Below are 13,177 nucleotides of genomic sequence, written 5' to 3'. Positions count from 1 at the left end.
GTCCCATAAAAAAATCCCACCTCCATAGATAGATGAATTTATTTATTTCATCTGTCTACTTAAGTGGGATTGTATCAATATTGTTCTAGTCTTTTTTGTGTTAAAATTTTAATTTCGTTCATATAATGAATAAACTCACTATATACTTTTTTGAAAACGTTATTATATCAAATCATCAATAAAAAATACTATAACAAAGAAGGTGTTTTAATGCTTAAGAAGAAATTTATTATAATACTATGTGTCTTAGCTTTATTTCTATTACCGTCTTCTATTATATTGGGATACCAATACTTTTCTAATAATATTTCAATAAATACTCAAAAAACTGATATTGAAAAAATTTATGTAAATTTAGGACAAATTATTGTAAACTTATCTCCACCAGATTCACAAAGACATTTTAAAGCTGAAATAGCACTTGGATATAATAAAGATGATTATAACAATAAAAAACAACTTACTAAAGAAAAACACTTACCTATAATAAAAGATGTTGTAAATTTTTATTTTAAAAGTAAAAGTTTAGAGTTTATAAGTGATTCAACTAATGAAAACCAAATAAAAAAAGAATTAATGGAATGTATTAATCAAGAATTACCTGATTATGAAGTTACAGATATTAGATTTTCTAAATTTATCATTCAATAAATTTAGAATTTTTTAACATTAACCACCACTAACACAAATTATAAAGTTAGTGGTTCTTTCTTTATTATGCTTAATTTACTATAATATATATGTAAGTTTTGTTAATAAACATTATTTACGTATATTTTTATATTAAATAATTAAGGGGCGTAATCAATGGAAAAATTAATGAGACCTGTATGGGCTGAAATAGATTTAGATGCTATAACTTATAATATGAAAAATATAAAAAATTTAGCTAAAGATAAAGATATAATAGCTGTTGTCAAAGCAGATTGTTATGGACATGGTGCCTTAGATGTTGCTCCAATATTGCTAGAAAACGGTGCTTCAAGACTTGCTGTAGCTGTTTTAACTGAAGCAATAGAGCTTAGAAATTATAATATTAAAGCTCCTATTATGATTCTTGGATATACTCCACTAGATTTATCTAAAGAAATAATAGAATATGATATAGAGCAAACTGTTTATGATTTAGAGTATGCTAAAAAATTATCAGAAACAGCTTTATCTCTTAATAAAAAAGCTAGAATTCACATTGCAATAGATACGGGAATGGGAAGAATAGGCTTTCTTCCAAATGAAAAAGCTATTGATGATATTTCTACTATTTATTCTTTAAAAGGTATAGAAGTATTAGGTATATTTACTCACTTTTCAACATCAGATGAAAAAAATAAAGAATATACTAATGAACAATTTAAAAATTTTTCTGAATTTACTAATAAACTTTCATATAAAGGAATCGACATTCCTATAAAACATGTTTCAAATAGTGGTGCAATTATGGATATGCCTGAAACTTATTTAGATGCAGTAAGAGCTGGAATTATATTATATGGTTATTATCCTTCTAACGAAGTTAATAAATCAAATCTTTCACTTAAACCTGCATTAACATTAAAAGCAAATATAACAAGAGTTCAAGAACTAGATAAAGATATGTATATAAGTTATGGTAGAACTTTTAAAACTGAAAGAAAAAGTATAATTGCAACTCTTCCAATAGGATATGCTGATGGTTATTCTAGACTATTATCTACTGGTGCGAAAGTAATTATAAATGGTCAATTTGCTCCAGTGGTTGGTAGAATTTGCATGGATCAATGTATGATTGATGTGACAGATATAAATACTGGTAATGTTAAAGTTGGAGATGAAGTTATAATACTTGGAGAAAGTGGTGACTTAAAATTAACAGCAGATGACCTTGCAGAATATATGGGAACTATAAATTATGAAATACTTTGTATGCTTAAGTATAGAATTCCTAGAGTATACATTAAACATGGAGAAATTTTAAATGTAAGAAACTATCTTTAGTTAAACAAAAAATCAGATTAGAATTTTTTCTAATCTGATTTTTTTATTTAATAACTTATTACTAATTTATTTTTTTAAGCTTATTTATATTAAAATTATTTAAAATCTAATTATCTCTATAAATGAAATTAATTACTCTTCATAATAACAAACAATAGGAGTACCTGACTCTATATTATCAAATATTGTATTAGCCAATTCATATGGTGCATTTATGCATCCATGAGAACCACTTGTTTTATAGATTTCTCCTCCAAACCTATCTCTCCAAGACGCATCATGAAGTCCTATGTTTCCATTAAAAGGTAGCCAAAAATTAACTGGTGCAGCATAGTTTTCACCTTTTAATGTTGCATTTCTTTCTCTATAATTTAATCTATACACACCTACTGGAGTACCACAGTTGTTATTTAAATTACCAGTAACAACATCCCCTTCCGTAACAAGGACACCATTTTTATAAAACCATACATGCTGTTTTGTCATATTAATTTCTACATATGTATTTCCAATATCATTTTTTTCACGTGAAACTGCTGTTTGTGAATATGCAGGTTCTTTAGTTACATCTTGTCCCTTTTTAATAATTTCAACTAAATCTTTTACTTCTTTAGTTTTATCAATTATCCAACCATAGTTACCACCACTAACTTGTATTGTTTTTCCTAATGCTGAAAGAAACTCTCTTGTATTACCAAATGTATTATATTGACGAGCTAATGAATCTATATAACTTCTCATCTTTTTTTCATTAAATACAACATTCATATTTTCATCAGTTTCAAGCCACTTATTTATTATAGAACCATCTACAATTTCTTGTTTACTGCCAAAAGTGTATGTAATTTTCATACTTGTATATTTATCAAGTAACTTTTTAGCTTCAAGCACTTCATTGGAGTTAGCAACATATTTAGGATTTTCATATGAATCTGTCTCACCCAAATTTAATACTGTGTCACCTTTAAGAATTGAATTCTTCACATTTCCATATAAATTTTCTTTAATAATTTTATTTCCCATGACTTCTTTTTGAATTTCATAAGCGTCATCAATATAATTAAAAGTAGCATTTTTAGGTTCAACTATATTTTTGCTATCAAAATATGATAACTTATTTATTTGTTCTTTTAATAAATTTTCATCTAATTTAACTAATTCATCTAATTTAGTATGATTTTTATTAAAAATTGAAGTAATCCATGCTAAAGGGTTCTGACTATTTTTTAAATCAGTAATTTTATCTTTTGGATCATATGTTAAAGCAATATTACTTCCTTTAATCTCTTCATTTTTACCATCTCTCCCCTGTAATTCTAATGTATATGTTGATATAGATGATGATATTAATTCATCTGCTTGCTTTACAGTTTTTCCAGCAACATTAATACCATTAATTTTAGTACCAAAATAAAAATGATTTATAAAATATGCTGATACTCCTAAATACATTGACATAAAAATAGAAAAGCAAATAATCATATTTCTCTTATTTTTGTTGCTTTTATGCTTTTGTCGTTTCATAATAATTAGTCCCCTCTTTTTATTATACAAATTAAAATTTAAATCTTTCTATATTTATAAAATATTATAAATAGTAAACTTTTTTATGTTTTTTTATTTATATTAAATATAAATTTTTTCTAATATATAAAGCTTACAATATAGGCAAAAATAAGTCCATTTATTTATAATTTTTTATATAAATATATTCACTATTAGAAAGATTAGAACTTATTAATTCATTCATAATATCTACCAAAAATCAAACTATATTAATAAACTTTTACAAACAATACTTTTAAATAATTTCCTTCAGGAAACTTATCTGTAATCATAAAATCTTGTGGTAATGTATGTTCCTCTAAAATTTCATAATGTTTATTACTCTCTTTAAAAGCTTTATCTATAAATTTCTTAAATTTAGCCATATTAAATGCAGCACAATTAGTAGATGCAACTATTACTCCTTCATTTTCTGTTACTTCAATAGCTAATTTAACTAAATCTTTATAATCTTTTGCCGCACTAAATTTATGATCTTTAGATGTTGCAAAACTTGGTGGATCAAGAATTACTAAATCAAACTTTAATTCTTCTTTTTTAGCCTTTTTAAAATAAAGAAAAATATCTTCAACTACTATATTATGCTTTTCAGGATTAATTTTATTTATATTAAAATTTTCAATTGTTTTTTCTAAACTTCTTGATGCTAAATCAACACTTGTAGTAATAGCTCCCCCTCTTGCGGCTGCCATAGAAAAAGCTCCTGTATAAGAAAATGTATTTAATACTTTCTTCCCTTTCGAATATTTATCTCTAATAGATTTTCTTACTTCTTTTTGATCTAGAAATACTCCAACCATTGCACCTTCATTTAAGTAAATTGCAAAATTAACTCCATTTTCTTTAACTATTAAAGGCTCTGGTGCTTTTCTACCACAATAATAACTGTCTTCTTCTAAAACCATCCCATTTTCATCAAATCTCTTTTTTTCATATATCCCTTCAAAAGAAACTAATGATTTTATAGCCTTAATTATCATATCTTTAAATACGTATATCCCCTTACTATACCAAGTTATAAGATAATATTCATCAAAATAATCTATAGTAAGACCACCAATTCCATCACCTTCACCATTAAATACCCTAAATGCAGTCGTGTCCTTGGAATGATAATATCTCATTCTTTTAGAAAATGCATTTCTCAATTTATCGTAAAAAAACCTGTAGTCAAATTTACTATTTTTACTATTACTTAAAACCCATCCGCAACCCTTATTCTGATTCCCATAATATCCTCTTCCTAAAAAAGCCTTTTTGTCGTCTATAAGAGTTATTATTTGCCCTTCATCTTTTAAGCATTTTGCACTCTCTAAAGCATCTTCAAAAACTAATGGATACCCATTTTTGTACTTAGTTACAAATTCTTTTTTTACTGTAAGTATTACTTCTTTCATTTATGTACCGTCCTAAATTAATTTTATCGTTTTAAGGCACATGAAGTGAAATAGTAGACCAAAGAGTTTTAATATATTTTGTGTTAGACAAAGAAACAAATTCAGTTAATAATTCACATTATTAATTGAATTTGCTGACGCAATATAACTCAAAATAGACAAGTATACTGGTCTAGTATTTTTTGAATGTGCCTAAATATTATTTTACTAAATAATTATATCACAAATTTACAATTTTAATAGAAAATACTTGCTATTAATAATGTTAGTTTTTTAATATTTTGCATATATTACATTGTAACAATATGTTTTAAGATAGGAGTTTTATGAATAGTATATTTAATAAAATAAATACTTTAGAAAAACTTATAGGAAATACACCACTTGTTGAAATCTCTTTTAAGTACAAAGGAAAAGATTTAAAAGTTTATACTAAACTTGAATATTATAATTATACTGGAAGTATAAAAGATAGAATGGCTTTATATATTCTAAAAAAAGCTTATCTCAAAAATACAATAAAAAAAGACTACAGCATAATAGAAACTACTAGTGGAAATACCGGTATATCTTTTTCAGCCATAGGCACTTACTTAGGAAATCCTGTTCATATATATATGCCTGATTGGATGAGTGAAGAAAGGAAGAAATTACTTTTAAGTTTTAATGCAGAACTTCATTTAGTTTCTAAAAAAGATGGTGGCTTTTTAAAATGCTTATCTCTTACTGAAGAAATTAAAAATAACACTAAAAATGTTTTTCTTCCTTGTCAATTTTCTAACAATGATAATGCAGAAGCTCATTATTTGTATACTGCCCCTGAAATATGGAAGAGCTTAAAAAAAATAGAGATTACGCCTTCCGTATTTGTTGCTGGAGTTGGTACTGGTGGTACTATTATGGGGATAGGTAAATATTTAAAAGAAAGAAATCCAAATATAAAATTATATCCATTAGAACCCTCAAACTCACCAACACTTTCTACAAAAACTCAAGTAAGTGAACATCGTATTCAAGGAATTATAGACGAATTTATACCTCCAATACTAAATCTTAATAGTTTAAATCAAGTAATTAGTGTTGATGATGGTGATTCTATAATAATGGCTCAAATGCTCTCTAAAAAATTAGGCTTAGGGGTCGGTATATCTTCAGGAGCTAACTTTTTAGGAGCCGTAAAGGCTTTAGAACTAAATAATTATAATGAAAATGTTGTTACTGTATTTCCAGATGACAATAAAAAATACCTTAGTACTGATTTAATGAAAAAAGAAGAAATAAAAAATGATTTTATTTCTTCTGATATAGAATTAGTAGGATTAAAAAGAATCTAATCAAAATAGGCTGTCTTAAAACATTAGACAGCCGTTATCATATATACTATTTAAGTTTTTACAAAATTTTTTCTATTTTTTATTAATATATTTTTCTCCAGTAATACCGATTCGCCCTTATACTACAATATTAACACTATTTTAAAATATAGCATAATTTTTCAATATATTTAGTCCATATAGCCTGATGTTTAATATTCACATTATCACAGTCTTAATCTGAAATTACATTGTACAGATATGTTTCTTTAGCCAATTTCTGAAAAATTGCAGTTGTTCTTTAGTGTGGAAATAATGTTCTCCATTTTCCATTACTTTTAAATCGCAATGAAAATGTTTTGCAAACTCAGATACTACATCAAACTCACATAAGTTATCTTCTGAACCATATAAAATTGAAGTTAGGTTATTCCAAGTAACAATAGGATGTTCTTTTACATAGCAATAATAATCCCAATAGAGTGTTTGCCCAATAGGTGTAGGAATTTCTTTTTCTGTTTTTAGTTTATTCTCACTTACATTAAACCATGTCATCATGTTATTTATAATACGTTCCATATTTACCACTGGCGATAAAAACAAACACTGTTCCAACGGTACATCTTTATATGCTAACAAGCTAAAATATGCTCCCATACTACAAGCAAATACACTTATATTTTTTGATAATGTTTGTGCATATAGCATAATCGTATTAATATCTTGAACACAATTTTGAACTTTACAATCATAGGCTTCATTCTTACGATCACCATGTTTAGGCAAATCAAAACTTAGCACTTGATAACCTCTTGCTATTGCTTCTTCTGCAAATATAATAATGGAATCATCTTCCTTATTTGACATATTGCCATGCACTACTATAAATAACTTATCTGATCTACCACCCCATAAAATTGCCGGTATATTTTCTATCTCTAAATTTTCTTTTATCATCTGAATGTTTCCTCCCAAAATATAAATATAATTTTTCTATACATATATGTTTTTCTCATATTATCTATAAACCAAAATTTCACTGTATACTAATATGTAATTTAATTTTATTAAATAGCAGTTAACTGCTAACAGCATTTGAAATTTTCTCCTATCAAATTATAACCTTATCCATCATAATTTATCCAGTTCATAAATAATTCTGTAATAAAGTTGTCCTAAAATTACAATAAGACTTAAAATCAGTCCCACCCGTAAAACTGTTGCCTTGCTCTACACCTGTAAGGCTAAAAAATATATAGAACAGTTTTTTCTCGCTGTTAAACTTGCTATATATTTTTTAATGGGTGGTTATTCTATATTTTAAATTCAATTGTAAAATATAAATATTATAATCAACCAAATTTATAATGATAAAAGTATAATATGCAAAGTTATAATATATCTCCTAATAGTATCTTTATCATCTTATTCATAAATCTATTTTCAAATAAATCATATCTATAAGTTGTACACCATCTTCAAAAATGGGGTGATCATAGTTATCTATAAAAAAATTTTTAACTCTATGTGATATACAAAATCCACATTTCTCATAAAAAGGAATTGTTAAATCACTTTCACCAGTACCAACAATAATTGTTTTACATTTATCTTTATAATAATTAAAAATATATTTTACAAGTGCTTTACCATATCCTTTACCTTGATATTTTTCATATGTAGCCAAATTCTTTAACTCATATATTTGACTATCTTTTTGCACCATAACACAAATACTTTTTAAATCATCATCATATAATGCAAACATTTCTCCTTCTTCTAGATATCTATCAATCATATCTTCTTGTTCATCTGCTAATAACAATAAATCAAGAAACTGTTTTTTATTATTTAAAATTTTTTCAATTCTCATTATCTTTTATACACATCTCCCTATAAATTTGCTCTTTTTCTTTACTTAATTTAAATAACTTTTCATCATCTGTTGAAACATTTAACAAATATTTTATTAATAATTTATTTGTTTCTTCCATTCATTACTTTACTATAATTCTTCATCACTTAATGAATTTCCTCGTAATTTTTTTGAAAAAATTCTCCATCCTTTTTCATATTTATCTGAATCAAAAATAAAGTTCCATTAAAACCAAAAATTATGCCTGAATATTTTATAATAAATACCACCCTTTATGTTACTTTTATCATGTTCAAATATTCAAATTTAAATATTGTTTTCCATTAAAATAAATTTATTCTATTTTAATGGAATTTATAACATACATACTAAATACCATATTATTGAGATTGAAATAACATATAAATTTATTTGAAGGTTTCTTAATTTTATCCATACTTAATTTATTTTATAATTAGCAAATTGATTTTTATTTGCAAAAATAAAAAGAATTGCTACAAAACTAACTAAATAGTTTTGTAGCAATTCTTTTTAGAAAAATTACATTCCAGACATCTTTCTACATTCATCTGCACATATTTTGCATTCTTGTGCACATTTTTGGCAATGATCATCTTTAAGCATACTACATTCATTTGCACAGGTATCACAAACTGTAGCACACATTTTACAATGTTCTTTTGCAAATTTTCCATTCATAGACATAACACCTATTGACATCTCGCACATTTTGGCACATTCAATTAGTATTTTCACACAACCTCTTCTATTATTTAAATCTGGTTCATTAATACATGCCTCAAAACATTCATAACATGCTTGTGTACATCTACTACACTCATCAATACATTTTTGATAGCTATCTACAGTTGTAGTTACTATACCCATCTAAATCACTCCATCCTTAAAATTAATATATTAAACAGTATTTATTATGTGGCTAATATAAAAAGTTATGCACTATAATTAATTTATTTAATATTATAAATGACATATTAATTATACTAACTACTCTTTAAAGGATTAAAAGTTCTTGCTAAATCTATAGTTACTTCTTATTCATAATTATATAAGTTATTTAATTTAACAAAACCATTTCTCTATAATGTTGTATTATAAGTACATTTTGGTGTATTATTTAATAGCTTGAGCTATTTTATTTTTTATAATGAAAGGAGTTTATTTTTAATGCACAATAAAAAACGTAATATAATTATAGCAATTATGGTTGCTATGTTCCTTGCTGCATTTGAAGGAACTGTTGTAACAACAGCTATGCCTACTATAGCTAAAAGCTTACATGGTTACGATCTTATAAGCTTGATATTTTCTTCTTACCTCTTAACTTCAGCAGTATCAACACCTATATATGGAAAACTGTCTGATTTGTATGGTAGGAAAAAAATGCTTTCAATTGGTATAGTATTATTTTTAATAGGAAGCTTTTTATGTGGCTTTTCTCAAAGTATGGTTCAACTAATAATATTTAGAGCTATACAAGGTTTGGGTGCTGGTTCTATTTTAACAATAACTTTTACTATCGTTGGAGATATATTTACTTTAGAAGAACGTTCTAAAGTTCAAGGATGTTTAAGTACTGTTTGGGGAGTCTCTAGTTTACTTGGACCATTCATCGGAGGATTCTTTATAGATTATTTATCTTGGCATTGGATATTCTTTATTAATATACCTTTTGGTATTATATCTATATTACTTCTTAATAAAAATCTTGATGAACAAGTATTAAATAATAATCCTAAAATAGATTATCTTGGTTCATTATTTTTAACTATATCTATAGTTTCAATATTACTATGCTTATTTACTTCATCTAATCTTATAAGAAGTTTATATATTGTATGTGCTATAATCTCTCTTATTATTTTCTACTTTATTGAAAATAAATGTGAAGAACCTGTAGTTCCATTTGATATATTCTCTAAGGATACAGTGTTAATAAATATTATATCATTTTTTATATCTGCTATATTAATGGGAATAGAAGCGTATACACCTTTATATACACAAAATGTTTTAAACTATAGCGCTAAAATTTCTGGAGTTTCTATGGCTCCAATGTCTTTAACTTGGCTTTTTAGTTCATTTGTATTAGTTAAACTATTTAAAAAATTTGGAGAGAAAAAAGTAATACTAAGTTCTATATTAATTTTAGGCTTAACTACTATTCTTCTTAGATTTATTACTCCAGATACTCCTTTAATTTATTTAATATTTATAGTATTTATTATGGGAGCAGGTTTTGGTGGTTCACTTAATACATTAACTATACTTATTCAAAATGATGCTTCATATGAAAAAAGGGGTGCTGCCACTTCAACTAACGCATTAATCCGTACACTTGGACAGACTATTGGTGTTACTATCTTTGGTAGCTTAGTAAATTCTAGTATAGTTTCTTATTTTACTGATTTAGATATTTCTGGAGTAACAGCCGATAATATATACTCTTCTGGAGCCTCTTCTATTCAGATAAAAGAAGCATTCTTTAGCGGAGTACATAACATGTTTTATTCTCTTATATTCCTTACAATAATTTGTTTTATAGCTGGTATGTTTATAAGTAAAGAATCTAAACTTACATAAAAAAGGTAAGAGTTTTAACTCTTACCTTTTTATATAAAATTACTCAACATCTATCCATGTCATTTTATTTTTTAATCTATTTATTTCATTCTCTTGTTCTTCTATTATCTTTTTATAACTAATCTCTTTCTCACACCATTCTTTGCTAAGATTATTAACTAATGATGCCATTTCATCAGCACTTCCGATTATTCTATTAAATAATAGCAAATTAGATTTTAATATCTCAGGAATTTCGTTATGTGAATATCTTAATGTATGATCAATTTCACCATATCCTTCCTCAAAAATTGTTCTAACTTGTATTTCTGCAATCACTTTTTCATTTGTTGGGTAAAACTCAACTAAATAATGTACTGAACGATATCCTGAAGCCCTTGACCTTACTTCAATATCAAGATCCTCAAATTTTTCAATATTATCTCCATCTCTAACATTAGCTGTTATTTCTATTACTTTCCACGTATTTATTATAAATTCATGTATTTCTTTCCATTGTTCCTTAAATATATGAATAACCCTTATTCCAATTAAATCATTTATCTCATTTTTATAGTTATCTACTGTAAATTCAAATTCTTTACCATATTTTTCTTTTCTTTCTCCTGTTTTTCTTATAACTTTTTCTATTAATCTTTCTGGCTCTTTAATTCTAGATTTAACTGAATGTATAACATTTTGTGATCTTAATATACTAGCTATAAACTCTGCTTGATTATCATACGAGTTTTTATAATCAATATAGTCATCATATATATCTTCTATCTTCTTAACATCAATATTATACTTTTCTATTTCATCTTTCGCATGTGGATACTTTATCAAAAATTCATCCATATTAAACTCTTTTTTCATAGGTATCTCCCCTTATTTACAATATTATACAATTTGTTCTTATTAATTTATACTTTTATACTACACTAATTTTAACACAATATAAATAGAGAGCTTAAATCTTTATAATTTAAAACTCTCTACTATTAGACATTATCATTATTGTTTTTATATTTATGCTATATTTTAAAGCATTTCTAATATTTTTCTTTAACTATTTAGTTTATAATCTCAAATTCAAATAAATTAACTTTATATCTTACTTTTTTTATATTGTTTACACTATATTTTAAGTGAATGTCGTATTTTAGTATAATCTTGAACTAGTGTTTCAATTTACTTTTAAAATTCCCAATTCACATTTGTCTACTTGAATTTTAATTAGATACCTTTTCTGTAAATCTAGAAATTACCATTGTACATACTGTATTTCCTGTTGAATTTAATAAAGTTGCTGGTGCATCAATTATTGTAGCTATCACAAGCATTATAGCAAGTGCTTCTTGAGGAAAACCAAATATACTTAAAATAAGCATCTCTCCTATTGCGCCTCCTCCTGGTATAGCTCCAACAACTGCTCCTATTAATAATCCTGAAACTAATATAGTTATTAATGAACTTATACTATTCATTTCACGTCCAAAAATAGCGAATAAAAACATTATCTTAAATATTCCTCCAATAACAGATCCATCTTTATGAATATTAACCCCTATTGGCATTACTATATTAGCTAGCATATCAGATACTCCCATATTTTTAGCCGCCTTTATATTCACAGGAATACATGCTGCACTTGAACAAGTTGCTAAGGCTGTTACTGATGGTTCAGTTGCATTTTTCCAAAATAATTTTACCCCTTTTTTTCTTCCAGCTATATAAGCATATAAGCTAAAGAATACTACAAAATATATTATAGAAACTCCTAAATATAATAAAAATACTTTTACATAACCACTTAATATTTGACTTCCTAATTGACCTACTATATTTGCAAAATATGCTCCTAGTCCTATTGGTGCATAATACATTATTATATTTATTGCTTTCATTGTTACAATTGACCCACTATTTAAAAACTTCCTGAAACTTTCTCCTTGCTCTTTAGAAAGCATAGTTGCAAATCCTATAACCATAGAAAATATTATAAGTGCTAATAAATTACTTCTAAATAAAAGTTCAGAAAAATCTTTTACTGTAATACTTGAAACTATTTTATCTAAAATCCCTATACTCTCAGTTACCTTAACATCACTAGTATTCATTAAATTATTAAACATCGATGGTTCTAGTCCAATAGTAGGATTAAACATCTTAAAACTTATTACTCCTAATATTCCTGAAATAATAGCAGTTATTCCAAAAACAATCACCGTAGCTCCCAATATGCTTCCCAACTTCCTTGAATTCTCCATATTAGCTATTGCAGATGAAATGCTAAAAAATACTACTGGAATTAATATTGTAAATATTAAATTTAAAAATAAGTTTCCAAATGGTGCAAGCATACTAGCCTTTTCCCCCATTATTAAGCCAATACATCCACCTAATAAAATTGATATTAATAAAATCAATGATGATTTATAACTTCTTAAAAACTTCAACTTATATTC

12 protein-coding genes are annotated in these 13,177 nt (G+C 25.9%); 4 read left to right on the top strand and 8 right to left on the bottom strand.

All coding sequences use genetic code 11. The features are described from left to right. The first annotated feature begins 210 nt into the window (after nucleotides 1–210). Nucleotides 211–651 (top strand): flagellar basal body-associated FliL family protein, encoded by a 441-nt coding sequence (locus KYD98_RS14450; protein WP_219780752.1) that lies wholly within the window; start codon nucleotides 211–213, stop codon nucleotides 649–651. A 156-nt stretch (nucleotides 652–807) separates the two neighbouring features. Further along, a complete protein-coding gene (gene alr, locus KYD98_RS14445) occupies nucleotides 808–1,974 on the top strand; it encodes an alanine racemase (protein ID WP_219780751.1) in 1,167 nt (388 codons plus the stop codon). Between the two features lie 132 nt (nucleotides 1,975–2,106). On the opposite strand, the gene KYD98_RS14440 is transcribed toward alr, so the two are convergent. Next, complete coding sequence (locus KYD98_RS14440; RefSeq protein WP_219780750.1) at nucleotides 2,107–3,498, bottom strand: L,D-transpeptidase family protein; 1,392 nt, start codon at nucleotides 3,496–3,498, stop codon at nucleotides 2,107–2,109. 251 nt (nucleotides 3,499–3,749) lie between these two features. After that, nucleotides 3,750–4,937, bottom strand: a complete 1,188-nt coding sequence (locus KYD98_RS14435) for a class I SAM-dependent rRNA methyltransferase (RefSeq protein ID WP_219780749.1) — start codon at nucleotides 4,935–4,937, stop codon at nucleotides 3,750–3,752. A gap of 326 nt (nucleotides 4,938–5,263) precedes the next feature. On the opposite strand from KYD98_RS14435, the gene KYD98_RS14430 reads away from it, so the two are divergent. Then, nucleotides 5,264–6,271, top strand: a complete 1,008-nt coding sequence (locus KYD98_RS14430) for a PLP-dependent cysteine synthase family protein (protein WP_219780748.1) — start codon at nucleotides 5,264–5,266, stop codon at nucleotides 6,269–6,271. A 225-nt stretch (nucleotides 6,272–6,496) separates the two neighbouring features. Here the strand turns inward: KYD98_RS14430 and KYD98_RS14425 are convergent, their stop codons facing one another. The 4 genes from KYD98_RS14425 to KYD98_RS14415 all read right to left on the bottom strand — a co-directional run bounded on the left by KYD98_RS14425 (nucleotide 6,497) and on the right by KYD98_RS14415 (nucleotide 9,014). Next, entirely contained in the window at nucleotides 6,497–7,207 is a 711-nt protein-coding gene (locus tag KYD98_RS14425) for an alpha/beta hydrolase (RefSeq protein ID WP_219780759.1), read from the bottom strand. Between the two features lie 472 nt (nucleotides 7,208–7,679). Beyond that, the gene (locus KYD98_RS14420; RefSeq protein WP_219780747.1) at nucleotides 7,680–8,123 is read right to left on the bottom strand and encodes a GNAT family N-acetyltransferase; all 444 of its coding nucleotides are present in this window, start codon (nucleotides 8,121–8,123) and stop codon (nucleotides 7,680–7,682) included. Continuing rightward, nucleotides 8,113–8,244 carry a hypothetical protein gene (locus tag KYD98_RS18265; protein WP_258049841.1) on the bottom strand — a complete coding sequence of 44 codons (132 nt, stop codon included), beginning with the start codon at nucleotides 8,242–8,244 and terminating at the stop codon, nucleotides 8,113–8,115. Before KYD98_RS18265 ends, KYD98_RS14420 begins: the two co-directional genes overlap by 11 nt. Before the next feature lie 422 nt (nucleotides 8,245–8,666). Continuing rightward, nucleotides 8,667–9,014, bottom strand: a complete 348-nt coding sequence (locus tag KYD98_RS14415) for a four-helix bundle copper-binding protein (RefSeq protein ID WP_219780746.1) — start codon at nucleotides 9,012–9,014, stop codon at nucleotides 8,667–8,669. 300 nt (nucleotides 9,015–9,314) lie between these two features. On the opposite strand from KYD98_RS14415, the gene KYD98_RS14410 reads away from it, so the two are divergent. Then, nucleotides 9,315–10,730, top strand: coding sequence for an MDR family MFS transporter (locus KYD98_RS14410; RefSeq protein ID WP_219780745.1), 1,416 nt, complete (start codon nucleotides 9,315–9,317; stop codon nucleotides 10,728–10,730). Between the two features lie 39 nt (nucleotides 10,731–10,769). Here the strand turns inward: KYD98_RS14410 and KYD98_RS14405 are convergent, their stop codons facing one another. Both KYD98_RS14405 and KYD98_RS14400 read right to left on the bottom strand, forming a co-directional pair. Then, complete coding sequence (locus KYD98_RS14405) at nucleotides 10,770–11,585, bottom strand: RelA/SpoT domain-containing protein (RefSeq protein WP_219780744.1); 816 nt, start codon at nucleotides 11,583–11,585, stop codon at nucleotides 10,770–10,772. A 356-nt stretch (nucleotides 11,586–11,941) separates the two neighbouring features. After that, the gene (locus tag KYD98_RS14400) at nucleotides 11,942–13,168 is read right to left on the bottom strand and encodes a dicarboxylate/amino acid:cation symporter (RefSeq protein WP_219780743.1); all 1,227 of its coding nucleotides are present in this window, start codon (nucleotides 13,166–13,168) and stop codon (nucleotides 11,942–11,944) included. Nucleotides 13,169–13,177 lie beyond the last annotated feature (9 nt).

Origin of the sequence: Clostridium weizhouense, from assembly GCF_019431045.1 — a bacterium.
Taxonomy (GTDB): domain Bacteria; phylum Bacillota; class Clostridia; order Clostridiales; family Clostridiaceae; genus Clostridium; species Clostridium weizhouense.
This window is presented reverse-complemented; position numbering and strand designations above follow the sequence as displayed.

What these genes read in the sequence shown, in the direction of transcription:
- KYD98_RS14450 (WP_219780752.1), top strand. Translation starts at nt 211, where the DNA reads ATGCTTAAGAAGAAATTTATTATAATACTATGTGTCTTAGCTTTATTT.
- alr (WP_219780751.1), top strand. Translation starts at nt 808, where the DNA reads ATGGAAAAATTAATGAGACCTGTATGGGCTGAAATAGATTTAGATGCT.
- KYD98_RS14440 (WP_219780750.1), bottom strand. Translation starts at nt 3,498, where the DNA reads ATGAAACGACAAAAGCATAAAAGCAACAAAAATAAGAGAAATATGATT.
- KYD98_RS14435 (WP_219780749.1), bottom strand. Translation starts at nt 4,937, where the DNA reads ATGAAAGAAGTAATACTTACAGTAAAAAAAGAATTTGTAACTAAGTAC.
- KYD98_RS14430 (WP_219780748.1), top strand. Translation starts at nt 5,264, where the DNA reads ATGAATAGTATATTTAATAAAATAAATACTTTAGAAAAACTTATAGGA.
- KYD98_RS14425 (WP_219780759.1), bottom strand. Translation starts at nt 7,207, where the DNA reads ATGATAAAAGAAAATTTAGAGATAGAAAATATACCGGCAATTTTATGG.
- KYD98_RS14420 (WP_219780747.1), bottom strand. Translation starts at nt 8,123, where the DNA reads ATGAGAATTGAAAAAATTTTAAATAATAAAAAACAGTTTCTTGATTTA.
- KYD98_RS18265 (WP_258049841.1), bottom strand. Translation starts at nt 8,244, where the DNA reads ATGGAAGAAACAAATAAATTATTAATAAAATATTTGTTAAATGTTTCA.
- KYD98_RS14415 (WP_219780746.1), bottom strand. Translation starts at nt 9,014, where the DNA reads ATGGGTATAGTAACTACAACTGTAGATAGCTATCAAAAATGTATTGAT.
- KYD98_RS14410 (WP_219780745.1), top strand. Translation starts at nt 9,315, where the DNA reads ATGCACAATAAAAAACGTAATATAATTATAGCAATTATGGTTGCTATG.
- KYD98_RS14405 (WP_219780744.1), bottom strand. Translation starts at nt 11,585, where the DNA reads ATGAAAAAAGAGTTTAATATGGATGAATTTTTGATAAAGTATCCACAT.